The sequence below is a fragment of the Marinoscillum sp. HNIBRBA16962 genome (assembly GCF_057801515.1).
This window is the reverse complement of the sequence record NZ_CM173603.1, coordinates 3,433,178-3,459,126: the sequence shown is the minus strand read 5'-3', so window position 1 is coordinate 3,459,126 and position 25,949 is coordinate 3,433,178. Positions and strand designations below refer to the sequence as shown.

The window sequence follows — 25,949 nt, the reverse complement described above, 5'->3', positions numbered from 1 at the left end:
GTGTGAAAGACATAAAACTAGCTTTTTATGGCGATGATTTCACCGGGTCCACTGATGCTTTGGAGTTTTTGACCAGGGCAGGGGCACGAACGGTTTTGTTTTTGGAGGAGCCAACTCCGGAACAAATACAGCGATTCCCTGACCTGGATGCCATTGGCATTGCAGGGATAACCCGTGTGATGGAGCCACAGGAAATGGCCAATACTTTAAAATCAGCCTTTGATGCGTTGAAAGCTTTGACCCCCCGACATATTCATTATAAGGTTTGCTCCACGTTTGATTCATCTCCCGAAATCGGTAATATCGGCGTGGCAATCATGGTAGGGCAAGAGGTTTTTGAAAATGAATGGACGCCCATACTTGTGGCAGTTCCGGGTCTGGGTCGTTACTCAGCTTTTGGCCATCTGTACGCCCGCATGGGCATTGGTAGCCAGGGAGCAATTTACCGACTGGACAGGCATCCGTCCATGAGCAAGCACCCCATCACTCCGGCGGATGAAAGTGACTTGCGGGAGCACCTGTCGCGTCAAATCGAGGCAGAAATGGGGCTGATCGACCTGGTGGATCTGGCTAAACCTTTGGAAGAAATTGAGGAAAAGCTCAACGCTGAAATCGCTGATGGAAAGGATATCATTTTCTTTGATGCCATGTATGAAAATCAAATGGCCACCATTGGGGCGTTACTGGATACTAAGGCTGAAAACCAGCCATTGTTTTCCGTGGGTTCGTCCGGTATTGAGAAGGCGCTGGGTGACCATTGGGCAGATCAAAAAATATTGAAACTCCGTACGAATTGGGAGTTGGTCAATGAACATAAAGCCATTCTGGTACTTTCCGGAAGCGTCTCTCCGGTTACGGCTAATCAAATCAATTGGGCAGTAGCGCATGGTTTTGAGGAAATAGCCGTGGAACCAGATGCGTTGGGAAATGAAGCTTTCATTTCCAACTATGTGTCGCAAATTCAGGAACATCTGTCCAAAGGCCGAAGTGTGATCTTGCACACTTGCAAAGGGCCGGATGATCCGAGGGTAAAGACCACGAAAAAGTACTTTCAGTCTCAGGGACTGGATGAGTTGGGCATCCGAAAGGAAACAGCCAAAAGATTTGGAGCCATTCTGGGGCAATCGGCATGTCGTACCCTGGAAAAACAGCCTGTCAAGAGACTCGTGATAGCCGGAGGGGACACTTCGGGGTTTGTGGCGCGTGAGCTGGGCATAACCGCCGTGGAGATGATCGCACCCGTATATATGGGAGCTCCGCTTTGTCGGGCTTACGCCAAAGGATCACCTGTAGATGGCATGGAAGTTAACCTGAAAGGCGGCCAGGTGGGGGATGAAAGGTATTTTGAGGTTTTGAGAAAGGGGAGGATCGATTGAGGATTTGGGATTGAGGATTTGGAAAGACCGGGAAGACATGGTAGATGTAGAAGCTTACATAAGGGAGCTTCGTAAGCCAAAATGTGATTTGACTAAGACCCTGGTTATGATGATAGGGGTACTGATTAAGAATGAAAATTTAAAAGTCTGCGTCTATCTGCGTGATCATCGGGAATAAAGGGTATTTCAAAAGTTGCGCTGATTTTCGCAGAATTAAAAATTAATAAATAGCAACTTCATGACTAAAAAACTAGGATTAATACACACTTCAGCAACATTGGTTCCTGTATTTCAGGAACTTATTGATAAGCACTTAAAAGGCAAAGACATCAAGGTCTTTAACATCGTGGATGACAGTCTGATCAAAAATACCATCGAAAGGAACAAGCTAACTCAAGACACATCAAGACGAGTGGTGGACTATGTAGGATCAGCAGAAGCGGCCGGTGCTGATTACATCCTGGTGACCTGTTCGTCTATAGGGCCGGCGGTGGAATCTTCCGCGTCCCTCACAGGAGTCCCGGTGCTGCGTGTGGATCAACCCATGGCAGATAAGGCGGTGCTCATGGGCACAAAAATCGGGGTTGTTGCGACACTTTCCACCACATTAGAACCGACCAGTGACCTGGTAATGAGAAGGGCAGAGGCAGCAGGCAAAAAAATTGAGCTGACTTCCAAACTATGTAAAGGAGCATTTGATGCGCTGATGGGAGGAGAACCCGAAAAGCATGATCGGATGGTGGCCGATGCCCTTAAAGAGCTTTCATCAAAAGTGGATGTGATCCTCCTGGCTCAGGCTTCTATGGCCCGTGTAGTGGGACAGCTTTCCGAAGAAGATAAAAAAGTCCCCATTCTGGCCAGCCCACAGATAGCCATAGAATATTTAGCTGAGGTTCTTTAAATGAAGCGTGTGCAGCGTTTACTACTTTGGACCTCCCTACCTTTTGGTGTGGTATTGATCATCAGTTTGATTGTCGGAGCTAATGAGTGGGCCAGACCCCTGGCAGTTGGAACTGCGGTAACGCTATCCATTGGCTTAGGTTCGTTGAGGCTCCTGAAAAGCTACCAGTACACGGCCTGGATCCTCACGGCTATTGTAGCAGCATTGATCTATCCATCTGCATTTTTATCCGTAGGAGGTTTTGATATGCGTAATAAGTGGCTCATTCTGGTTGTGGTACAGTTGGTCATGTTTGGGATGGGTACGCAAATGAGCTTGGCGGATTTTGCCGGTATTCGGTCTATGGGTAGAGGCGTTCTGATTGGTTTGTTGTGTCAGTTTAGCATCATGCCTACCCTGGGCTTTCTGCTTACCAGAGTTTTTGATTTCGATCCTGAAATTGCTGCGGGAGTGGTGCTGATCGGGTCGTGTAGTAGCGGCCTGGCCTCTAATGTGATGGTCTACATAGCGGGAGCCAACCTTACCTTGTCAGTGACCCTGACAGCCGTTGCTACGTTGCTGGCACCTTTGCTTACTCCGTTGCTGATGCAGCTATATGCTGGTACCTACATCGAAATCAGGTTTTTGGACATGTGTTTGCAGATCATCAAGATCGTCATTGTCCCAATTGGGGCGGCTATGCTCTACGATGGTCTCAAAACACTCTCACCAGGCTTCAAAAAGCGAACTTACACAATAGCTCTTTTAGCCGTTTTATGGCTTGCAGGAGTTATGGTTTTTGGTAATCCTGTCACTTCCTTTGGACAGGTGATTGCAGAGTTGATCAGCTTTCTGTCAGGAGCGGTAATTTTCGGTGTTGTTTACTATCACTTAACCAATCTGATCAAGGGCCTAACGAAGGTTATGCCGCTTTTTTCCATGTTTGGGATCGTGTATTTCACATTAGTTACCACGGCTGCCAGCCGCGAAAATATCCTTCAGATCGGTTTGCTCCTTATTTTGGTAGCCATTATCCACAATTCCCTGGGCTATACGTTTGGTTATTGGCTTAGTCGTGCCTTGAGGCTTGATAAGGAATCAGCCAGAACCATAGCCCTGGAAGTTGGCCTGCAAAATGGAGGAATGGCCTCCGGACTGGCCGGTGTAATGGGAAAACTTGCTACCCTGGGGCTGGCCTCTGCCATATTTAGTCCGTGGATGAATGTATCAGGCTCCCTTCTTGCCAATTACTGGAAAAGGAGTTCAAAGAAATAATTACTTTGTGGTAAACCTCAATAATCTTCTTATCAGCCTATTAGCCTTTTATCCAGAATCAAGGGACGTGTATCCATCAATTTGATCTGGTTAAAGTCTTCATGTAAAGGATTTAGAATGTAGTTGTATTCTGTAGGTACGAGTGCACTTGGGACTTGAAGACACAGACCACCTTGTTTGAAAAAACTTGTTCCATAACTGACTGTCGCTCCGGTATGAGGATAAGCATTCCAGTTTTCCGGTAGGGGGTTGATTTTCGAAATGGGGAGGTCGTCAGGAAAGTCCAGTTCTGCGATATACAGACCAGTATCAATTTTATCAGAGCCCAGATTGGCGATGGTTTCTAATACGGCCAGGGACACACTTGAAGAGGTGTATAAAGCGTGAACACCTTTCTGGTTCCAGCGCCCACCAAAGAGCATAGAACCTGTTCCGGATAAGTCTGAGATATGAGCCTTTCTTGAAATCCGGTAGAGTATCACGAATATACTCCATAGGCGATACGACCAAGCGTATCATTAATGATACTAATACCTGTCTCAGTGTCCATGTATGAAAGAGGACTTTTGCCACCGAGAGCCAACAGAGGAGATTGGAGCCATTCTCTGAAGGATTTGTCATCACCCAGTACTTCCTCTCCAAACTGATAAAGGCTGGCAATCTGGAGTACCCGGTCACTGACCTGTGGACTTAATAGCTCTTGATCTTTGACCTTTTCGATGGTACGCTTACTCACGGGTAGCAAAGCAGAAAATTCCGTAAGGTTAAGGCCACTCTGGGCCACAATAGCCAGAAACTCTGATTTGGTGATCCCTTCATGAGCCTTGCGGTACCGAAGTGCCGGTTCCTGAACATAATTGATCGTTTCCTTTCCTTTATTCATAAATCAAATGTACGAATTATTTCTCTAATTTATACGAAATATTTCGATTTTAGTTTTCACAATCCCTAACTTGAATATTCTCAGTTTCTCCTCCTTTTTTATCAATCAGCAGCTCATCGCCTCCCAGGTCAAACTGCACTTGTTCTAAGGTTATGTTTTTGCTATCCAGAATGTCGATAAGTGAATCAGGGGTTGATATACGAGCGTTTTTTATAGTGATGTCTCTGGCGTCATGCAGGATCATCAGGTTTTCACTTTTCACATCAGCATTATCAATCACCAGATTGCTCATAGGGGATTCAGGAATACCGAATATCTTAAGGAAATGAGTCCCTTTTTCGACCACAATGTTGGTGATGCGTACATTTCTGTAAAATGGAGTAAGCTCGGTCACAGGTCTGACTGGTAGCCGATCTGCCAACTCGCCTACATACATTGGTTTTCCCAGCATGTCCCATTTGATCACCGTGTACTCCAGGTTCATGCGGATGCGGTCATAATACAGGTTTTCTCCCCCACCACCTCTTGGTCTTCTTGTTTTGAAGCGGATACCTACGCCGGTCCCTTCAAATACACAGTCATGAACATACAGGTTTTTGATGGTCCCGGCTGTCTCGCTACCACAGGTAATGCCCCCGTGCCCTTTTCGAGCAAGGCAATAACGTACCACCACATTTTCAGTTGGCTTATTTACGCGCAGGCCATCTTTACCTCGGCCTGATTTCATGGTGAAGCAATCATCACCGGTGCTAAGGGTGCAGTACTCTATCAAAACGTTTCTTGATGATTCGATATCAATTCCATCCCCTCTGGGAATCCCTACTGAGTTGACCGTGACACCCCGGATAATTACCCCGTCGCAGTAGGTAGGTACGATGTTCCAGAAGGCAGTGTTTTCCAGTGAAATACCTTCGATGTACACGTTTTTACAATTGATCGGTGAGATAAACTTTGGTGGGAAGATCCACTCCTCCCTGGATCCATCATGGATACGCTCCTCAGCTGGTTTGCTGAGGTCGACCAACCCTTCAATAGCTTTCATGTAAGACCGTTCTTTGATCTCCCCTCCATAGGGACCTATAAGCTTACCTTTTCCAGTAATAGCAATATTTTCCTGGTTGTTAGCGTAAATGCAGGCGGCTAATGACATCACCTCCAGGCTTTCCACTCTGGTGAAAACAGCAGGTTGATAGTCATTTACATCTTTGCTGAACCGAAGTTCTGCTCCTGCTTCGAAGTGTAGGTTAACATTACTTTTAAGGGAGAGCCGCCCGCTTTTCCATTTTCCTTTCGGGATAATGACTTTTCCACCGCCTCGTTGACTGGTTTCGTCAATGGCTTGCTGGATGATGTCAGTAATCAAATCAGAGGTGTCTGCTCCAAGGTCAATAATGTTTACAGTCCGATCCGGAAATTCCGGTTTTTTAAACTCAACTACAGGGAAAGGTGCTTCAACTCTGGAAATGGTATCAGGCATGACAGCCGCTCCGACCTGATCAATGGTGGGAATGGTGCTCAAAAGGTCATAGTCCGGCCCAATTTGCTTTTGATTGCAACCTAAAACCAGAATAAAAGATACAAGGACTGAAATTCGCTTAGTTTTCATAAAAGTTGATAATGTCTTTTTTTCTACTTGCAGGAGATACATTTAAAATTCTACTTTTCCCGTCTTTTACTTTTGCCTCTATTACCGTATTGGAAGGAGCGTGGAGTTTGAAGTGAACATCCCATTCTTTTGGCCATGCCGGGAACAGGAGGATTGAGTCTCCGCGAGTCTGGAGGAGCATCTCCTGCAGGCCAATGGCTCCTGAACCACCCCAGTTGTGGTCAGGTACCCAGTCAAACCCCGGACCCCAAAAAGCAGGGAAACGTCTGCCAGCATCTTTTAACTTCATGGTGGTGTATTTAGCAGCCTCTTCAGTCAGACCCAGTCGTGCTGCCCAGATGTTGTATTGTTTCCAGCCCACATGGCTTTTAAACTTTTGCACATCCGGGTCCAAATGATACGTGTTGAGTGCCACTTCCAGGTTCGGTTTACTTACCCCATAAATCCCCCACGGGAATACCGGGTAAAGCTGTGGGGCCTCCGTATTGTTAATGCGCTCCCAGAGTTTTGCCGGAGCGATGGTTTTCTTTCCATCCAATTCCCGAAAGGCAAGGGGAGGGATACGATCGAGCATTTCCTTCCATTTCTTCCTGTTTTGTTCATTCAGGTAATCAGATTGCAACAGTCGCTCCAGCACTACACGCAAAGCAACCACGGTAGATGTGGCATTGTAAGCCATCTTATACGTTTCACAGGAAGATCCCGGGTATAAAATCAGGTCACCATTCTGGTCAAAGGTTTTACTTCCTCTCTTGTTGGCTAAATACTGATAGTGCTCATCAAAAAAAGTGAGCGAGCTTTCGATCAATGGGATGTACTTTGAAATGTCTTTTCCTGCATGGGATTCCGTTTCCAGTATCATCAGGCAAAACTCCAATACGGTGTCCCATTGATATTCGAGCCATGCATTGTATTGAAGTCCCGGGTCGTATCCTTCCGGGCGATTACTGCCGTATTCAGCAAAATTTGGTAAACCGAAATTTTCCAGCTGTTCAGTGAAGCAGGCTCCGTTATGATTCCAGTAAAGCTGACTTCTCAACTCAGCATTTTTTAAAGCTTTCAGGTAAAAATCAAATTGAGGCTTCATAAGTTCGAAATCCCCGCTTTTCAGCATGGGGAAATAGACCAGTCGCTGGTTTTGTGCTGTATGGGTACCACCTCCCCAGTTTCTGTGGTCTGGTGAAAAAGTATACACACTGTCCACCGTAGATGGATCGTATGTAAATAGCCCTCCGTTGAATTTGGTAGGGCTGCTGCCAAAAGCATTACAGCCCAACATGTATCGAAACAGCTGATAATTTCTCCCTGTTTGCCAGACAGAATCTCTTTCTTCTCCGTCAATGAATATAAAGCTGCGGTTCCAATAGTCATGCCACCAGTCCACCGTTTTTTCACGTGTATTTTCCTCAGACTGAGTAGCCTCGTATGTAGCTTCAATTCCATTGATCAGCGCACTCGTATTCGGAGTTTGTTGTGTATGCAGGTAGATCTCCAGACTATGGGTTTTGCCTGGAGAAATGCTTTTCATTTTCCATCCTTTGAAGTCCGTATCGATGTAAATGCCAGAGTAAGTCGTATTTGGTTTCAGGTTGGGGCCAGTCATGTACCCACCAAAAGTGAGATTTTTGAGTGGATTGGTCATCTTTTCTTTCACTGGTTCCATACCTTGCTGAGCCACGGATATATCAAATATTGTATGTTCTTCATTTTTGTGATAAAAGAAGATGCCTTCATCTTTAAACCGGATACTGTCCTTTCTGGCAATCACATTTTTACCCTTCCATTTATAAGAGTTGGCATTATTTGCCCTTCCGTTGAGGATGCGGTCCTTGTATCGCCAGCTTTCATAGCTTGCTTGCAAAGCCGAAGGTTGGGAGGTTTTGAGGTCTACATGGATCACAGGTCGAAATACTTCCACCCACAGCTCAATTTCGGCTTCAAGTTCCTGATTTTTAGCCGTGATGAGCATATTTCCGTTTTTCAGGTTGAGTTCTTGTTTGAAATCGCCGGCCTCAAATGGATTTGGTGAGAGGGCTAGCCTTACCCTGCCAAGCTTGAGCAGGGTATTGTTTTCATCAAAAGTGCCACTTCGGGAGAAATAGAAAAATACTTCGTCATCTTCTACCCACACATTCATGCCAATATCTCCACCACCCAGTGGCATGGATTCTGAGGAGTTTTTGCTTTGACTATCCCATATGATATTGTATTGTTCCAGCTCTTTGGGCTGTGCAAAGCCCGTAACAAGTCCTAAAAGACAGATTACAGATCCGAAATAGTTTCGAATTCCACAATCAAAAAACTGAAAAAAGAGATACATTTTCATATTCGAAATCAGTATATATGGTTTTCGGCTTTTTTGCCGATTGCTTATTTGATCAATTGCTTCGGATCCCAATCATCCGTTCGGAATGAACTCACAGGTATCCCTTCAGTGCTGAATAGCTGCGCCGGTCCTGCATTGGTAAAAGCATACCTGATCGCAACCGGAGCCTTTACTTTTTCAGACCATACCTGGACAGACTTGCGCCTTACTCTGCATGTGGCAGGGTAAAACACCTGGTCTTCACCGGCAATTTCAAATGCGGTTACTTCTTTGCCGTAAGCGGTAATTCCGTTTGGCAGGTTTTTAAAAGTCACCGTAACCAGCGAATCCTCAATATTGAGCTGGTCATAGTCCGGGGTAGCATACCCAAAACCCTCCATCCCGTAAGTTTTTGCCAGGGCTAGCCAGGCCAGACGTTCTCCGGCAGTTTGTTTATCCATAGGGTGGATCGTTTTCATGTCTCCGGCATCCAGCAGGCAGGACATTCCTGAAGATGGGATTGCGTATTGTGATTTGCGCTGAGCGTCACGCAGGTAAGCCGAATTAGCAAACCACGGCTTATCCTCAGGATAAAACATGTCATAATTGAAAGGAGCAATCTGAGTAAAATAAAATGGGAATTCACCCTGATCCCATTTTTCTCTCCAGAGATTGACCATGGCGGGGAAAAGCTCTTCATAAGCCAGAGGTCTTTCTGCGTTGGATTCTCCCTGGTACCAAATGGCCCCCTTGATCGTATAACCGATCACCGGTTGCAGCATGCCATTGTAAAGTACAATAGGCGTCCTGTTTTTCTCACCTATAGCCTCATCATTTTCCGGAATAGCTACCTCCTGGAAATTGGTTAATGTTTCTTCATTCATCCAGGCTTCTACATTCGAGCCACCGTACGTCACATCTATCAGCCCGATGGGTACACTTGTCAGCTCTTGTACCAACCTGGCAAAATAGTAAGCTGTAGCGCTGAACTCACCCGCGGTGGCAGGAACTGATTCTTTCCAGGTACCTTCAAAATTATCCTGGGGAATGGTGGTTGATTTTCGGGGAACCGAGATAAAGCGAATATTTGGGTTCCTGGATTGCAATATTTCAGAGTTGGAATTTGCTACAGGCTCACCCATAAATCCCCGGAGCGGCATTTCCATGTTGGACTGTCCGGAGCAAAGCCAGACTTCCCCGATCATCACATTTTCAATTACAATGGTTTTGCCGGATCGAATGGATAATTGGTGGGGACCGCCTGCCGGAGGGGTTGTGATAGAGGTTTGCCACTTACCATTTTGGTTTGCTTTGACCTTGAAAAGCTTTTTGGTCCAGGAAGGCTGTATTTCTACAGTAGCCTCCTCATCTGACCAACCCCGGATGTTCACGTCCGAATTTTGCTGTAATACCATATTATCACTGAAAAGTGATGGGAGTTTTAACTGTGAAGCAGCAGAGAGCCAACTAAAGAAACATACAACGATCAGAATTCTTTTTGTGTCCATCATTAATGTCGTTTTTGGGAGTCATGGTCATTTAGTTAAGACCTCTATAGAAGTCCTTCTCCATATGGAGAAGGGTTGGGATGAGGCCAAATACATTAAAACCCTTAACTAAATGACGTTTAAATTTTGATCTAAAGTAAGGTTTAACAGGGAAAACAGAAGCCGGATAATGCAGGATACGTGAGCCAGCGTTTTACCGTAGTTTGGCGGTTGAGACTGATCATTTAACCTATCCGAAGTATGCTCAACAGTCCGATCTTAAAAGATTACCCACTTTTTCTCCTTGTCGTTCAGCTTGGGTTAATGGGGATATCACCTGATGAGCAGGAGTATGCGAGGAGGGATATTTTACTCAATGATCATTGGTTAACTGTAGCCGGTGAAGATATAGGCGAACATTCGGGGTTTGAAAAGGAAGATTATAATGTGGCAGACTGGATACCGGTAAGCATTCCTCACAATTGGGATCGATACGAAGGTTACAGACGGCTCCAGCACGGAAACCGGCACGGATATGCCTGGTACAGAAGATATTTTCAGTTTGATGACTTAGATCCGGAGAACCGGTATTTCCTGTTCTTTGAAGGGGTTAGTTCCTATGCCACTATATTTCTCAATGGAGAAAAGGTAGGAGAGCATGCTGGCGGAAGAACTTCTTTTACACTTGATGTTACGGGCCAGATTAATTTGAAAGGAAAAAACCTCCTCGCGGTAAGGGCAGATCACCCGCCGGTCATTGATGACCTTCCCTGGGTTTGTGGTGGTTGCTCTGAGGAGTACGGTTTTTCAGAAGGCTCTCAACCAATGGGTATTTTCCGGCCAGTGCATTTGATAGTGACTGATCCGGTTCGTGTTGAGCCATTTGGTGTGCATGTCTGGAATGATACTACTGTAAATGAAAACTCGGCATTCATTCATGTCAATACCGAGGTAAAAAATTATGCTGATAAAGCAGCTGGTATAACACTGAATCATCAGTTAAAGGATCGAAATGGAAATGTGGTAACTGAGCTGGGAGAAGAGGTTCGTTTGGGCGCAGGAGAGATAAAAAAGGTCGGGTTGCAATCACCTGCTTTTGGTCCGGTCAACCTGTGGTCTACGGACCATCCTTACCTCTATACTTTGGTAACCGAGATTAAGCAAGGCGGCAAAATCATTGATAGAGTAGAGACTCCTTATGGCATTCGGTGGGTTAAATGGGATATTGATGAGGGTGGTACTAACCAGTTTTATTTGAATGGGAAGCCTGTTTTTATCAATGGGACCTGCGAATACGAGCACAATATGGGAAAGAGCCATGCATTTTCTAAAGAAATGGTGAAAGCTCGTGTAAGCCAGATAAGGTCTGCCGGCTTTAATGCTTTTAGAGATGCACATCAGCCTCACAATTTTCGTTATCATCATGCCTGGGATTCGCTTGGAATCTTATGGTGGACCCAGATGGCTGCTCACATCTGGTTTGATACGCCGGAGTTTCAACAAAACTTTAAGCAGCTCATGCGCGACTGGGTAAAGGAGCGGCGAAACAGTCCTTCTGTTATTTTATGGGGTCTGGAAAATGAAAGCACATTGCCCACCTGGTTTGCCAGGGAGTGCACACAGATCATTCGTGAGATGGACCCCACCTCACCTTCACAGCGATTGGTAACAACCTGTAACGGCGGTACCGGCACGGACTGGAATGTGCCTCAAAACTGGACAGGCACCTATGGAGGAAACCCTGATGAGTATCATGAGGATGTGAAACGACAGCAGTTGATAGGTGAGTACGGAGCCTGGAGAACACTGGATAAACATACCGAAGGGGCATTTGATCAGGATGGACCGCTTAGTGAAGACCGTATGACCCGGCTTATGGAAAAGAAAGTCCGGCTGGCAGACTCATCCAAAAACCAGACCTGTGGGCATTTTCAATGGATTTTCAACTCACACGAGAATCCCGGAAGAAATCAAAGCGGGGAGGCATTTCGTGAGCTGGATCGTGTCGGCCCGGTCAACTACAAGGGGCTGTTTTCTCCATGGGGTGAACCCGCGGATGTCTACTACATGTATCGCGCCAATTATGCTCCAAAGGAAACCCAGCCTATGGTTTACATTGTATCACACACCTGGCCCAATCGCTGGGAGGGCCCGGGAATAAAAGACAGCATTGCCGTGTATAGCAACTGCGAGGAGGTGGAGTTATTCAATAATGGCCGCTCGTTTGGCAGGCAAAAACACCCCGGTTTTGGAAAGCATTTTCAATGGGATCAGGTGGATGTTCAGGGGAGTATTTTGAAAGCAATTGGATTTGTGAATGGTGAAAAAGTAGCTGTAGATTATGTGAAGCTGCATCATCAGCCAAAGGATGCCGAGCTGGACCAGATCATTTCTGATCAGGTGAAGCTTTCAGATAATCCGGAAAGAAATTACGTGTACCGGATTAATTGTGGTGGGCCGGATTACGTAGATTCGAATGGTAATCTCTGGATGGCTGATGTACATCACAAAACTTCAGATACATGGGGTTCTACTTCCTGGACAGATGATTTTGAAGATATGCCTGGCTACTATGCCAGTCAGCGTAGAACGTTTGACCCGATCCTGAATACCACAGAGCAGAGCCTTTTTAAAACCTTTCGCTATGGTATGGATAAGCTTCAGTATCATTTTCCGGTACCTGATGGACGGTATCGGATAGAGTTCCATTTTGTGGAGCCGTGGTATGGTACCGGCGGAGGGTTGGACTGCACGGATTGGCGGATATTTGATGTAGCTGTAAATGGACAAACGGTCATTGATGACCTGGATATCTGGAAGGAAGCAGGCCATGATCAAGCCCTGATCAAGACAGCAGATGTGGAGGTAAAGGACGGAGCTTTAACGGTAAGCTTTCCGGAGGTCAGGTCCGGGCAGGCGGTAATTTCAGCCATTGCGATCAGTTCACTGGATCAAGGAATAGCACCAGCTGAGCAATCATCCGGGGTTATCCAGGCTATCAAACGTTCCAAAACCTGGCTGGACTGGGGGGATCAGCCTTTTGTGGGTCGAAACTTAAGCTTTAAAGAGCTGCCTCCCGATCTTTTTGGAGCAGAATGGATACAACGAGACGTGAATGATCCGGATGTACACTTCGAGCTTTCAGAAGAAGCCGATGTGTACGTAGCATTGCTGGAAGGAGTGAACGAGCCATCCTGGTTAGAGCCTTTTGACTTTACAAAAACCAGAGTGGTGCTGGCCGGTGAGCAGAAGTTGGCGTATGGTGTGTATAAAAAGCGTTTTCCGGAAGGCAGGCAACTTAGTTTCTCTAATAAAAGTCCGGATCAGCTGGCTTACATTGTTTTTGCCAAAGCAGCCGCCTATTTGGAGCCTCCTTATGACCTGAAACCCAAAATTCCTTATGATGAGGATGTGGCCATACTGGAAACCGATGACCTGTTGATTGAGGAGAAATTTGGACTGGGATGTGTCACCTTTTTGGCTAACAGCTTGCAAAAGGTAAGCTGGCCGATCAAAACGGGAGTGGCTGATTATCATGCCATTCATTTTAAGTTTTCCAATGAAACCGGCGAAGACCTGACAGCTACCTTTAACCTTATAGCTGCAGACGGCACCCTGATGCAGTCAGATAAAATAGCTTTCAGGCAAACACCGGCAGGCAAATACCGTCAGGAAGATGTTTTTACCAAATCCATGATCAATGCCGGAGCTTATCGCGTGCAGATCGCGGGGGAGGACCTAAAAGGTTTGCGTATACGCGGCATCAGAGTACAATAATGATCATTATTCAAACCAACCATAAAACAAGATAGATGATGAGACCAATAAGTTTATTGCTATTATTAATATTGATTTTTTCCTGCACTGAGAAGGAGGTGTCTATACATTTTGAAGGTACCTCTGACTCCAGGGTGGACTATGGGATTTCCCAACTTACCGAAATGTTGGAATCCCATGGCTATCAGATTTCAGATGAAGGCAGTGGGGTAGCAATAAATGTTTCAGCGGATGATAAATCTCAAAGAGCGGAATCCTTTTCGATCACTGCAGACAGAGATAAAATCACCATTAAAGCTTCTGATCCTGCCGGTGCTCTGTATGCCTGCTTGGACCTGTCGCAACAGATCGAGCAAAGTGGCCAGCTTCCGGAGGAGTATCAAACTTCGCAAAGTCCGGACATGGTTTTGCGGGGAACCTGTATAGGACTTCAGAAAACCACCTACCTGCCGGGTAGAAGTGTTTATGAGTACCCATACACTCCGGAATCTTTTCCCTGGTTTTACGATAAGGAGTTATGGATCAAATACCTGGATATGATGGCAGAGAACCGTTATAATGCGCTTTTTCTTTGGAATGGACACCCGTTTGCTTCGCTGGTTCGCCTGGAAGATTATCCGGACGCAGTGGAAGTGGATGAAGAGATTTTCAGGAAAAATGAGGAGATGTTCACTTTCCTGACCGGGGAAGCAGAAAAACGCGGCATCTGGGTGATCCAGATGTTTTACAACATTATTCTTCCCAAGCCGCTGGCCGACAAACACGGGATTAAGACGCAAGACAGGAGTCGACCGATTTTGCCTCTGGCGGAGGACTACACGCGCAAAGCCATTGCGGCATTTGTAGAAAAATATCCGAACGTAGGTCTGCTGGTAGCGCTGGGGGAGGCCATGCAGGGCATCGATAACGATGTGCGGTGGTTTACAGAGACCATAATTCCCGGGGTGCAGGATGGGTTGAAGGCATTGGGACAGACAGAAGAGCCGCCAATTGTACTGAGAGGTCACGATACGGATGCTGCAGTAGTTATGGAAAATGCATTGCCCTTGTACCATAACCTGTACACTCTCAATAAGTACAATGGCGAATCGCTGACAACTTATGAACCAAAAGGGAAGTGGGCTGAATATCACCGCAGTCTGAGTAAGCTGGGCTCTACGCATATAGACAATGTGCACATTCTGGCAAACCTGGAGCCGTTCAGATACGGATCGCCTGACTTTATCCAAAAGAGCGTACAGGCTATGAAAAGCACTCACGGGGCGAATGGTCTCCATCTGTACCCGCAGACCTCCTATTGGGAATGGCCTTTCGCACCGGATAAAACCGAACCGAAACTACTGGAAATGGAGCGGGACTGGATCTGGTATGAAGCCTGGGGAAGATATGCATGGAAAGCTGACAGGGATAAAAAGGATGAAGAAGCCTTTTGGTCAGCCCTGTTTAATAAAAAATTTGGATGCAGGGACTGTGGCCAAAAAATCCTGGAAGCTTATGAATTGTCCGGTGAAGTCTCGCCCATGATCCTGCGACGGTATGGCATCACTGAGGGAAACCGGCAAACCATGTCTTTGGGCATGTTTATGAGCCAGCTGGTAAGCCCTGAAAAGTTTAGCTTAAATCACATGCTCAACGAATCACATTCGCCACCTGGCGAACTGTTGTCGGAATATGCGCGTAAAGAATTTCTGGGTGAAGAACATCAGGGTGAAACACCTCTCTGGGCAGCTGACAAAATTGTTGAATATGCGGACCGGGCAGTAGATGCCATCGATGATGTGAGTGGAGTTACCAAAAACGAGGAGGAGTTCAAAAGGCTGAAAAATGATATGTACTGCTATCAGGCTATGGCCCGGTTTTATTCAACTAAAGTGAAGGCTGCTTTAAAAGTGCTTAACTACGGTTACTCAGGTGATATTACTGACCTTGAAGAAGCCATTCCACTGTTAAAAGAAAGTGTGGATCATTTTGGCGAGCTGGCCAGGTTAACAAAGGATCATTATCGATATGCAAACAGTATGCAGACCCAACAGCGTCGCATCCCTATCGGGGGCAATGAGGGTAAAAATACGACATGGGGGGAGCTGCTCCCGTTTTACGAGACAGAACTGGAGAATTTCCGGAGGAATGTGAAGCTGCTGAAGGAAACAGGAAGCGGTGATCTGTCAGTTCAGGTGAAACCACTGAAGCCTGTCCCGGTACACTTTACGGGTGAGCATCATGGTGAGTACACATTGAAAGCAGGCAGTAAACCATTTTTAGAAGATGAATATGTAATAAAGAATGTAGCCAAAGAATTACAGGATCTTACGGGCATCAGGTATTCATTTAAGGAACTCGATGATCATGATACAGAGGTCAGGTTTACCAACGAGAAACCTGTAAAAATGGTCGTTGGTTTTTTTCAGTCTGATAAAACGGAATTTTTATCTCCACCAACCTTGGAGTTCGATGCATCAGCTAATTTTTATGGTCAGGCGGATATAAAGATCCTGAATGCCATCGAGATTTCAGGCCTGCCTCCGGTAAACGTGCACACCTACTATTTCGAGCCTGGGAATCATTCCCTGCTTTTTGATAATGATGTTTTTTTGGTGTTGGGTTTTATGGATGGGGATGAAATGATAAAAGCCCGTGATGCGGGTTTCACAAAGGGGGGTACTGTTTCAGGGCTTGATTGGTTGTTTTATTAATACATCAGGAGCAGGGGATTACAGCTTCAATATTTCTACCTCAGATAATCCGGTACTTTTTGAAATGATCTCTACTGATATTCCCTGCTCTTTAAGCTTTTTGGCCATTTCTTTCCGGGCTCTTGAGGAATTCTTTTTTTCTTTCTCAATTCCTTTTTTAACACCTTCCTTTCGGGCCCTATCCAGTAAAAATTCTTCGATTCCCATTGTGTATCAAAATTCGATTAAGGAGCTATATGAAATTTAAGGATTTAGCTCCCATAAGCTATATTTATTGACCTTCCCAATCTCTCCATTATAGGATACCACAGGAAGGTTGTCCTGCATGTTTAAGATATACTTGAGTGATCAATAAACGGACTCTAAATGAGTGTAACAAAACAGGCAACCACGTCCTCTTCTCTTGTAGAAAGACTGGATGCGCTATATGAATATGACCGGGAACCCGTAGCCAAACATAAGTTACATGGATGGAAAACCTTCATTGCCATGTTTGCCGGAGAGCATGTGGCAGGTACTGAGTTTGTGCTGGGCCCTCTGATGGTTATGCATGGCGTGTCCGCATTTGATTTTTTCGTTGGCTTACTTATTGGAAATACTCTTGCTGTATTAAGCTGGGCTTTATTTTGTGCGCCGGTGGCCGTCAAAGTTCGTCTCACCATCTATTGGCAGCTGAGGAAGATATGCGGACCGTATTTGACGGTAGCCTATAGTGCATTTTATGCGGTGATCCTTTGCCTGCTGGCGGGAGCTATGGTGAGTGTGGCCGTTACGGCCATTTCCATTCCGTTTGGGATTCCCAATCCCGATTATGTAGCCGGTGACATGATACCTACTTTCCCCTGGATGGTCCTGGCTTTAATCGTAGGGATCGTGATCTCTGCTCTTGCCGTATTGGGTTTTGATAAGATTGCGCACTTCTCCCAGGTATGTGCTCCCTGGATGGTGTTGGTATTCTTTGCTGCAGCGCTGGCCGTGATGGGTGATCTCGGAACCAATGGGTTTTCGGATTTCTGGAGAGTAGCTAATGAAAAAATATTTACGGGCGAACCGATCGGTGGAAATTCAAAATACACCATTTGGCATGTGATCGGTTTTGCCTGGCTTTGCAATGCTACCCAGCACATCGGTATGGCGGATGTGACCATATTCCGCTATGCCAAAAGCTGGAAGCAGGGATTTGCCTCGGCATTCGGGATGTTCCTGGGACATTACATGGCCTGGATTGCTTCCGGCATTTTGTGTGCGGCATTTTTGGCCGAAGGGCTTACCAACCCTCAACCAGGCAATATAGCCATGTTTGGTGCCGGAGTGGCAGGACTGATCAGTGTGGTGATCGCTGGGTGGACCACAGCAAACCCAACCCTTTATCGTGCAGGCCTGGCTATACAGGTTGCTACCCCCAACTGGAAACGCTGGAAGGTGACCTTTTTGGCCGGAGCTTTTATGATCGTTACTGCCTGTATACCGGCAGTTAATGCTTACCTTGACCGTATCATTGGTTATTACGGGCTGTTTTTCATGCCTTTGGGGGCTTTTATTTTTGTGGATGTCTGGCTCTTCCCAAAACTCGGGTTGATCTCAGACTATGCGGAGAAAAAAGGACTGATGCTGAGCTGGCCAGCGGCGGTAGCCTGGATCGGGTCGTTTGCGATTATGCTCTTTTTCTATGGGAAGGATAACTACTCCTGGCTTTCAAAGCTACTGGGTGAACAACCGGCCTGGCTGGCTTCCATTCAAGCCGACCTGATGTTTATGATTGCTCCCGAGTGGATCCTTTGTGTGCTGCTCTACATTGGCTTCAGCAAAATTCAGCAGCGAAATGAGAACCTTAACCCAACAGCTTCATGAAGAAAATCTTAAAAGTCATTTCATTACTTGGCCTCCTGCTTACCATAGTGCCTTCGTTCCTGGTCTTTTACGATGTGATAGATAAATACATTCACTTTACCCTGATGGGAGTGGGTGTTGTGCTTTGGTTTGCCACAGCACCCTTTTGGATGAAAGGCCCATCTCTGGAATAAAAATATCCTTCAGTGCAACTTTTGGTAACAGACCTTAAAACAGAATACAAAACAAACCCATTGGGTATTGCTACGCCAGCTCCCCGTTTGAGTTGGGAAATGCAGTCGGATGCTGCTGATGTCAAACAGGTAGCGTACAGGATTATAGTGGCCGGGTGTAAAGAGGATCTGGAAAATGAGAAGGACCTGTTTTGGGATTCCGGTAAGCAATCGACCGATCAATCCATCCATGTGCCGTATGCCGGTAAGCCACTGACCTCTTCACAAAGAGCCTGCTGGCAGGTAGAAGTCTGGGATAATCATGGTCATGAGGCCATCTCATCAAATGAGGCGTTTTGGGAAATGGGATTATTGAGCCATGCTGACTGGCAGGCCCAATGGATTACTCACCCATGGGAAGCAGACCTGAAACAGTCCCAACCCTGTCCTTATTTTCGAAAAACATTTGAGATTAAAAAAAAGGTCAAGGCTGCGCGGGTTTATGCGACCGCTCTGGGACTTTATGAGCTGGAACTCAACGGCACAAAAGTCGGTGATGAGGTGTTTGCACCAGGCTGGACCAACTACCACAAAAGACTTCAATACCAGGTATATGATATTACTGATCAGGTAAGGCAAGGCGAAAATGCAGTTGGAGCAGTTTTGGGTGATGGCTGGTACCGGGGACATATGGGCTGGTGGGAAAACAACCGGAATACCTATGGCGAGGAACCCGGTTTATTGCTGCAGCTCCACCTGGAATATGAAGATGGTACAAAGGAAACGGTCCTTTCGGATACTTCCTGGAAGGCCACTACCGGTCCTATCCGAAAATCTGATATCTACAATGGCGAGACCTACGATGCCCGACTAGAGCAAGATGGCTGGTCATCGCCCGGGTTTGATGATTCGGACTGGGAGCCAGTGAGACAATCTGTGACCTCCCCTTTAGGGGTAAGAGGGGTGAGCGTAGGCAAAAGCACCCTTGTTGCTTCCGAAGGAGAGAAGGTTCGGAAAGTACAAGAAATCAAACCGATCGATCTGATCACCACCCTGAAAGGCGAGCAGGTGCTGGATATGGGACAGAATATGGTAGGGTGGGTACGACTGAAAGTTTCCGGAAAAAGCGGAGAAGAGGTCACCCTTCGTTTTGCAGAAGTGTTGGACCTGGAAGGTAATTTTTATACGGATAATCTTCGAAATATTGAATGTACCGATCGATACATTTTAAAGGGAAATGGAGTAGAAATATACGAACCCCGGTTTACGTTTCATGGCTTTCGCTACGTAATGATAACCGGATATCCGGGAGAGCTGTCTTTAGAAAGTGTTACAGGTATTGTGGTTCACTCAGACATGCCAGCAATTGGTGAGTTTGAATGCTCAGATCCCCTGATCAATCAGCTTCAGAGCAACATTCAGTGGGGGCAAAGAGGGAACTTTTTGGATGTGCCTACGGACTGTCCGCAGCGGGATGAGCGGCTGGGATGGACCGGAGACGCGCAGGTTTTTGCACCTACAGCAAACTTCAACTTCAATACCGCTCCGTTTTTCACCAAGTGGCTGAAAGACCTGGCAACTGAACAGCGTGAGGATGGGAGTGTACCCTGGGTAGTGCCCAATATCATCGAAAATGGGGGTGGCACAGGCTGGTCTGATGGCTTTGGAGCGACCGGATGGGCGGATGCAGCGGTGATCATCCCATGGACTTTGTACCTGAGTTATGGAGATAAGCGCATCCTGGAGGAGCAGTTTGATTCCATGAAGGCCTGGGTGGATTACATGACTAATCATGCAGGTGACAGCTACATTTTCGATTATGGCTTTCATTTTGGAGATTGGCTCTCTTTTGCTGAATACCATAGCTATAACTTCAATGCTCCCGATTATGGGTTTGCCGGAGCACATACGGATAAAGAGCTGATAGCCACGGCTTATTTCTACCATTCGGTAAATCTGCTGAGAAAATCAGCGACAATCATTGGCCGGCAGCAGGTGGCTGATCAGCTGGCTGAACTGATGCCTAAGATCAGGGATGCCTGGAATGAGGAGTTTATGACAAGGACCGGACGGCTGGTATCCGGTACCCAGGCTGCCTATGCCATTGGGCTCTGCTTTGGCATTGTAGAAGAAGACAAGGTCGAAGTGATTGCCAAAAGGCTGGCAGATGATGTCAGCTATTTTGGTCACCTGACCACAGGCTTTTTAGGAACGCCTGTTCTCAACTATGCCCTGTCTGATTTTGGAAACTTGCAGTTGGCATATCAGCTGCTTCATAATGACCGGTATCCATCCTGGTTATATCCGGTTACCCAGGGTGCCACTACCATTTGGGAGCGCTGGGACGGGATCAAACCTGATGGCACCTTTCAGACTGTTGGTATGAATAGCTTTAACCATTATGCTTACGGGGCAATTGGGGAGTGGCTGTATTCCAGGGTGGTCGGCATCAATGCGGATGAGCGTAATCCGGGTTATAAAAAGGTTGTATTCAAACCGCACATCGGAGGTAAGCTTACATACGCTAAAGCCTCCATTCACACCATGTATGGAAAAGTTTCGGCGGGATGGGAGCTGGAAGGAGATATAGTGACGTACCATGTGGAACTGCCAGCCAATACCAAGGGCCTCGTGATGTTGAAAAATGTACAACCCGAACAGGTTGAGATAGATGGTAAGCCACTGACTGAGAGTAAGATTGTAGATTCAGTCAAAAAGAATAATAGCCAACTAATTTTTGAACTTGGGTCAGGAGCTTACAAGGTTTCCTGGCTATGAAGAATAACGAACCAATTATGTTCAGAACCTATAGCAAAGCAATATTTACTTTTCTGTTAACTACCTTGTCGCTGATGACCTATGCGCAGAAATTCTATGACATCACTGATTTCGGAGCCAGGAAGGACGGCTCTGAAAAAGCAACGGAGGCAATAGCGGCGGCCATTGACAGTGCAGCCCAAAATGGTGGAGGTACGGTTTATTTCCCGGCAGGAGAATACCTGACCGGACCGATCCATTTCAAGAGCAATATCACACTTTTTATAGATGCCGGTGCTTATGTAAAGTTCAGCGATGACTTTGACGATTACCTGCCATTCGTCCAGTCAAGGTATGAGGGCATCATGGTAAAGAGCTTTTCACCACTGATCTATGCCTGGGAAGTTGAGAACATTGCCATCGTGGGACGGGGAACCATAGATGGGCAGGGCCGTGAGTGGTGGCACCAGACCGAGCGTCTCCAGGGCAAAGATGCTCAACGAGTGAAGTATCAGGATATGCATGATAAGGCTAACCAAGATGTGATCAAACCGGACAGTCCCCATATGATCAAAAGAGGTTTTCTGAGGCCACCGTTTATCCAGCCGATGTTTTCTGAAAATATCCGGATTGAGGGGATTACTATTGTGAACTCGCCTTTCTGGACGGTCAACCCGGAGTTTTGTGAAAACGTAACCATCACAGGCGTGACCATCAAGAATCCACCTTCCCCAAATACCGATGGCATCAATCCTTCTTCCTGTAAGTATGTCCACATTTCGGACTGCCACATCAGTGTAGGAGATGATTGCATCACGATCAAATCCGGTAAAAATGAAGATGGGCGCAGGATGGCTGCCCCGGCGGAAAACTATACGATCACAAACTGTACGATGCTCTCCGGACATGGAGGGGTCGTGATCGGCAGTGAGATGTCCGGAGGAGTGAAGAAGATCACCATTTCCAACTGTGTGTTTGATGGGACTGACCGGGGAATACGCATTAAATCCACCCGTGGCAGGGGCGGAGTGGTGGAAGACATTCGAGTGAGTAACGTGGTGATGAAAAACATCAGGATGGAGGCGATCAAGCTCAATATGTTTTACTCCGATACACCGCCCGAACCGGTTTCTGAACGCACACCCATTTTCAGGAACATCCATTTTAGCGATATCACTGCTCACTCTGACAAAGCGGTGGTTCTAATCGGTTTGCCGGAGTTGCCTATCGAAAACATCACCTTCTCCAATATCAATTTTGATTCCAAAGAAGGGATCAATATAAAAGATGCTTATAAAATTGAGATTGATCATGTAGAAGTCAATACAGAAATTGGCCCTGCCCTGGAGGTTTTTGATACGGATGATATTGAGGTTTCAGGTTTTAAAACCTATACTCACCATGAGGGGCGTCCGTCGATAGAATTTACCAATGTGAGCAACGCCTACCTCATGAACAACCGGGCGACGGAAGGCACGGATGTTTTTCTTTCGGTAAAAGGAGCGTCATCCGGTAAGATCTATCTGAAGAATAACTTGCTTGAAGCGCCCGGAGAACAAGTGAAGCAATTCAAGGAAGTAAAAGGTTCTGTTATAATCGAGAAATAAATCTATTAACTCTCAGCTCTATGTTATACAAAAGACTTTTGATACTGTCATCATTCGCCTTGACTATGTCCTGTGAAAATCCAAAAGAGAATCAGTCACTTAAGCTGTGGTACGATGAGCCCGCGGACGAATGGACTGAAGCCCTTCCTGTTGGTAATGGTCGTATTGGCGGGATGATTTTTGGAGGTACGGATATGGAGCATATCCAGTTTAACGAAGAGACCCTCTGGACCGGCGAGCCACGTGATTACAGTCGCGAGGGGGCTTCAGCGTATCTGGATGAGATCAGGCAGTTGCTGAGAGAAGGAAAGCAGGGACAGGCGGAGCGACTGGCCGGCATGGAGTTTATGGGACGCCGGAGCAATGAGGAAAACTACCCGGAGCAAAAAGAGGCCTGGCTAAATAAAGTAAGAAGCGAGGAAAGCCTGAAGTATGCCGAACCTAACTTTGATGATTCAGCGTGGAAAACCTTGCAGGTTCCTTCCGGAAATGGCTGGGAAGAACTGGGCTATGATGCGGTAGATGGAGCACTGTGGTTTAGGTTTTCTTTTGACTTACCTGAGGAATGGCAAGGGAAAGATCTGGTGCTGGAGCTGGGCAGGATCCGGGAGACGGATTTCACCTATTTCAATGGTGATCTTGCTGGAACTGAAACCAACCGGAAGGTAGAAAGGGTATATGAGGTGCCTTCATCCAGGGTCACCTCAGGTAAAAATATAATTGCCGTACAGGTACTCAATTACCAGGATAAAGGTGGCTTTGTCGGGCTGGATGATTTTGATAAGCCGATGATGGTTTACCCAAAGGGCACGGATCGTGACGGGATTCGGCTGGATAAACCCTGGAAGTTTTATATGCAGGATATTGACCCTCCGGTTTTCCCGGAGTACGAGGAGTTTTATCAACCTTTCGGAGATCTGTGGTTTACCTTTCAGAACCATGAAAAAGGAACCAATTACCGCAGGGACCTGGACATATCCAATGCGGTTGCTTCTACCAGCTATCAGGTGGATGGGGTGAAGTATACCCGTGAATATTTTGTCTCCGCGCCGGATCAGGTAATGGTCGTAAGGTTTACCGCCTCAGAACCCGGTGCTCTGAGCCTTTCTGCCAGGCTGACCAGCCCGCATCGCGACTATAAAGTAGCTGCGGTAGATGAGCAGACCATCAAGCTGAGAGCCGATGTGCACAATGGAGCACTCCATGGTATCAGCTTCCTGAAGGCAGTCAGCAAGTCGGGAGAAGTAACCGTGGCTAATGACCAGATTCAAATAAGTGATGCTGATGAGGTTGTTTTCTATATGACTGCAGTGACCAATTACAAGAGCTATGATGATGTATCCGGTAAACCGGAGCAGCTGGCCATGGAGGATATGGAAGATCTTGATAATAAAAGCTTTGAGGAAATTAAAAGCGTTCACATATCAGATTATCAGCGTTTTTTCGATGACTTTGCCATTGACCTGGGCAAGGGAGAAAATGAAGGACTGCCTACTGATGAACGCATCAGTAAGTTTTCTACTTCTAACGATCCATCCCTTTTGGCACTGTATGTTCAATATGGTCGTTATTTGTTGACCTCTACCTCCAGGCCGGAGACACGCCCGCCAAATCTGCAGGGCATCTGGAACGACGACCTCACACCACCGTGGGGCAGTAAGTACACCACCAATATCAACCTGGAGATGAATTACTGGCCGGCAGAGCCTTTGAATCTGTCCTCCCTGAATGAGCCGTTATTCCAGCTGATCGAAGAGGTAGCAGAGCAGGGGCAGGAGACCGCTATGGATCACTATGGTGCTGACGGGTGGGTGCTCCATCACAATACCGATCTATGGAGAGCAACAGGGCCTGTAAATCATGCCAATCACGGTATTTGGGTTACCGGGGGGGCATGGCTTTGCCATCACCTGTGGGATCATTTTGAGTATACGCTTGATACTGCTTTTTTAAAGGAAAGAGCCTATCCATTAATGAAAGGTGCGTCAGCCTTTTTTGTAGACTTTTTGGTAAAAGATCCTGAAACCGGTTACCTGATCAGCACACCTTCTAACTCTCCCGAAAACGGAGGGCTGGTACAGGGCCCAACCATGGACCACCAGATCATCCGGGACCTGTTTAGTAACACAGTTACTTCTGCAGAAATTTTGGGAGTGGATAAATCGTTCAGGGATACGTTGGCACAGATGCTGCCGGAGATAGCGCCGAACATGATCGGGCAGTACGGGCAGCTTCAGGAGTGGCTTACAGATATTGACGATCCGGAAAACAAACACCGGCATGTATCTCACCTGTGGGGAGTATATCCGGATGATCAGATCAATGTTGGGACCCCCGAGTTGTTGGATGCTGCCAAAAAGTCGTTGATCTTTAGAGGCGATGAGGGTACCGGCTGGAGCCTGGCCTGGAAGATCAATCTGTGGGCGCGCTTTAGAGACGGTAACCATGCCTGGGAGCTGATCGAAGTATTGCTGAGTCCTGCCTGGGTAGAGCGGAGTGGAAGGGGCGGCTCCTATGCCAATCTTTTTGATGCACATCCGCCATTCCAGATCGATGGAAACTTTGGTGCAGCTGCCGGAATTGCCGAGCTCATTGTGCAGAGTACTTTGGACGAAATTGTACTGCTTCCAGCCCTTCCGGATGCATTACCGAATGGCTCCATCAAAGGGTTGAGAGTGAAAGGCGGGATTGAACTGGACATAGCATGGGAAAAAGGAACGCTCAAGAGCCTGAAGGTAGCCTCGAAAGCCGGCCTGCCCTGCAAACTAAAATATGGCGGTCAGGAAGTTGCTTTTGAAACCGTGAAAGGGGAGGAGTATCAGTTTGATGGGAATTTAGAAAGGAGGTAAACCTCCCGATAGTCGTCCGACCACTCTGAGTGGTCAGACGACTCCTTGATCCCAGTACAACTCATCCGATGACCCAGGGTTGCTCCATAGGTTGCCCCCAGATAGAAGGTAATCTATATGCTCTTATCACTAATCATACTCCCAACCTCCCAATTCCCTAATCCTCCCGACCACCTAACTCCCCTTTTAATAAAATCAAGCCCCTCCCTGAAATCTTATAATAAATCTACTGAAAACGTTCGCTGTTTATCATTTATTTAATAATGCGACTGTTTTGCAGGCTTTGAGTAACAATATCGCAAATACCCATGCGCTTACTCAGCATGATAGGACAGGATAGTTCCCTCTGCAATTTTCAAGAATATTGGTATTGACAATAAAACTGGACCGATAGCCTGACAGGTTTTGTGGTTCAGCTTAAGGAATTATCAATCAATCTGTAAAGAGGAAG

General features: G+C 46.6%; 16 protein-coding genes. 10 read left to right on the top strand and 6 right to left on the bottom strand.

The genetic code is table 11. The annotated features are described in order from the left end of the window. Nucleotides 1-2: 2 nt before the first annotated feature. From AC3E9V_RS14290 to AC3E9V_RS14280, 3 genes are all read left to right on the top strand, one after another. Nucleotides 3-1,376 carry a four-carbon acid sugar kinase family protein gene (locus AC3E9V_RS14290; RefSeq protein WP_488748807.1) on the top strand — a complete coding sequence of 458 codons (1,374 nt, stop codon included), beginning with the start codon at nucleotides 3-5 and terminating at the stop codon, nucleotides 1,374-1,376. Nucleotides 1,377-1,614: 238 nt separating this feature from the next. Next, nucleotides 1,615-2,277, top strand: coding sequence for an aspartate/glutamate racemase family protein (locus AC3E9V_RS14285; RefSeq protein WP_488748806.1), 663 nt, complete (start codon nucleotides 1,615-1,617; stop codon nucleotides 2,275-2,277). Beyond that, the gene (locus AC3E9V_RS14280) at nucleotides 2,278-3,531 is read left to right on the top strand and encodes a bile acid:sodium symporter family protein (protein WP_488748805.1); all 1,254 of its coding nucleotides are present in this window, start codon (nucleotides 2,278-2,280) and stop codon (nucleotides 3,529-3,531) included. It begins immediately after the preceding gene. 32 nt (nucleotides 3,532-3,563) lie between these two features. On the opposite strand, the gene AC3E9V_RS14275 is transcribed toward AC3E9V_RS14280, so the two are convergent. The 5 genes from AC3E9V_RS14275 to AC3E9V_RS14255 are packed head-to-tail and all read right to left on the bottom strand — an operon-like array spanning nucleotide 3,564 to nucleotide 9,836. Continuing rightward, nucleotides 3,564-4,013, bottom strand: coding sequence for an RES family NAD+ phosphorylase (locus AC3E9V_RS14275; RefSeq protein ID WP_488748804.1), 450 nt, complete (start codon nucleotides 4,011-4,013; stop codon nucleotides 3,564-3,566). Continuing rightward, nucleotides 4,010-4,414 carry an Xre family toxin-antitoxin system antitoxin gene (locus tag AC3E9V_RS14270; protein WP_488748803.1) on the bottom strand — a complete coding sequence of 135 codons (405 nt, stop codon included), beginning with the start codon at nucleotides 4,412-4,414 and terminating at the stop codon, nucleotides 4,010-4,012. The genes AC3E9V_RS14275 and AC3E9V_RS14270 overlap by 4 nt, the downstream gene beginning before the upstream one ends. A 49-nt stretch (nucleotides 4,415-4,463) precedes the next feature. Beyond that, nucleotides 4,464-6,020: a glycoside hydrolase family 28 protein gene (locus AC3E9V_RS14265; protein ID WP_488748802.1), complete on the bottom strand. Its 1,557-nt coding sequence runs from the start codon at nucleotides 6,018-6,020 to the stop codon at nucleotides 4,464-4,466. Next, entirely contained in the window at nucleotides 6,010-8,346 is a 2,337-nt protein-coding gene (locus tag AC3E9V_RS14260) for a DUF5703 domain-containing protein (protein ID WP_488748801.1), read from the bottom strand. The genes AC3E9V_RS14265 and AC3E9V_RS14260 overlap by 11 nt, the downstream gene beginning before the upstream one ends. Nucleotides 8,347-8,390: 44 nt before the next feature. After that, nucleotides 8,391-9,836 (bottom strand): sialate O-acetylesterase, encoded by a 1,446-nt coding sequence (locus tag AC3E9V_RS14255; protein WP_488748800.1) that lies wholly within the window; start codon nucleotides 9,834-9,836, stop codon nucleotides 8,391-8,393. Between the two features lie 237 nt (nucleotides 9,837-10,073). Here AC3E9V_RS14255 and AC3E9V_RS14250 point away from each other — a divergent pair, with 237 nt between their 5' ends. Together AC3E9V_RS14250 and AC3E9V_RS14245 are read left to right on the top strand one after the other, a co-directional pair. Then, entirely contained in the window at nucleotides 10,074-13,589 is a 3,516-nt protein-coding gene (locus tag AC3E9V_RS14250) for a malectin domain-containing carbohydrate-binding protein (protein WP_488748799.1), read from the top strand. 35 nt (nucleotides 13,590-13,624) lie between these two features. Next, nucleotides 13,625-16,282 (top strand): alpha-d-galacturonidase, encoded by a 2,658-nt coding sequence (locus tag AC3E9V_RS14245; RefSeq protein WP_488748798.1) that lies wholly within the window; start codon nucleotides 13,625-13,627, stop codon nucleotides 16,280-16,282. 18 nt (nucleotides 16,283-16,300) lie between these two features. Here AC3E9V_RS14245 and AC3E9V_RS14240 read toward each other — a convergent pair whose 3' ends face one another. Continuing rightward, the gene (locus tag AC3E9V_RS14240) at nucleotides 16,301-16,489 is read right to left on the bottom strand and encodes a hypothetical protein (protein ID WP_488748797.1); all 189 of its coding nucleotides are present in this window, start codon (nucleotides 16,487-16,489) and stop codon (nucleotides 16,301-16,303) included. 159 nt (nucleotides 16,490-16,648) lie between these two features. Between AC3E9V_RS14240 and AC3E9V_RS14235 the strand changes: the two genes are divergently transcribed. From AC3E9V_RS14235 to AC3E9V_RS14215, 5 genes are read left to right on the top strand one after another with little or no spacing between them, the layout of a single operon-like run. After that, a complete protein-coding gene (locus tag AC3E9V_RS14235; RefSeq protein WP_488748796.1) occupies nucleotides 16,649-18,133 on the top strand; it encodes a purine-cytosine permease family protein in 1,485 nt (494 codons plus the stop codon). Next, nucleotides 18,130-18,306, top strand: a complete 177-nt coding sequence (locus tag AC3E9V_RS14230) for a hypothetical protein (RefSeq protein ID WP_488748795.1) — start codon at nucleotides 18,130-18,132, stop codon at nucleotides 18,304-18,306. Before AC3E9V_RS14235 ends, AC3E9V_RS14230 begins: the two co-directional genes overlap by 4 nt. A gap of 12 nt (nucleotides 18,307-18,318) precedes the next feature. Further along, nucleotides 18,319-21,063, top strand: coding sequence for a family 78 glycoside hydrolase catalytic domain (locus tag AC3E9V_RS14225; protein ID WP_488748794.1), 2,745 nt, complete (start codon nucleotides 18,319-18,321; stop codon nucleotides 21,061-21,063). Next, the gene (locus tag AC3E9V_RS14220; protein ID WP_488748793.1) at nucleotides 21,060-22,649 is read left to right on the top strand and encodes a glycoside hydrolase family 28 protein; all 1,590 of its coding nucleotides are present in this window, start codon (nucleotides 21,060-21,062) and stop codon (nucleotides 22,647-22,649) included. The genes AC3E9V_RS14225 and AC3E9V_RS14220 overlap by 4 nt, the downstream gene beginning before the upstream one ends. A 20-nt stretch (nucleotides 22,650-22,669) precedes the next feature. Further along, a complete protein-coding gene (locus AC3E9V_RS14215; protein ID WP_488748792.1) occupies nucleotides 22,670-25,498 on the top strand; it encodes a glycoside hydrolase family 95 protein in 2,829 nt (942 codons plus the stop codon). Nucleotides 25,499-25,949: the final 451 nt, after the last annotated feature.